We start from the raw sequence: 357 nt of genomic DNA on the forward strand, positions 1-357 counted from the left end.
CCAAAACATCTGCCGCTACTGCTGCCTGATCCGCTATACTCCATCCTTCATAGGCACCCAAAATAAGCCCTAATGCAGCGTCTTCTAACGCCATTTCCATCTTCGTTGCATCATCTGCTAGGTTCACCGTTGCTACAGCCGCACGGGAGGCTACTGCCGAATCAAATGCGGTTTGCAAGGACGCTAGATCCACATAGCCCTCTGCTGGGCGACCTGCCAAAATAGCTGACGCTACTGCTGCCTGATCCGCCGTATTCCATCCAGAGTAGATACTTAGGTCTAAACCTAACGCGACATCTTCTAAAGCGGTTTGCATGGACGCTGCACTAGTTTCCGTATTCACCGTTGCCATAGGAG

Annotated in this window: 1 pseudogene; it reads right to left on the bottom strand. The window is 51.5% G+C overall.

The annotated features are described in order from the left end of the window. Window positions 1-357 (bottom strand): annotated as a pseudogene (locus tag EIZ39_RS27030) (hypothetical protein); the annotation flags it as partial.

Source organism: Ammoniphilus sp. CFH 90114 (genome assembly GCF_004123195.1).
GTDB lineage: Bacteria > Bacillota > Bacilli > Aneurinibacillales > RAOX-1 > YIM-78166.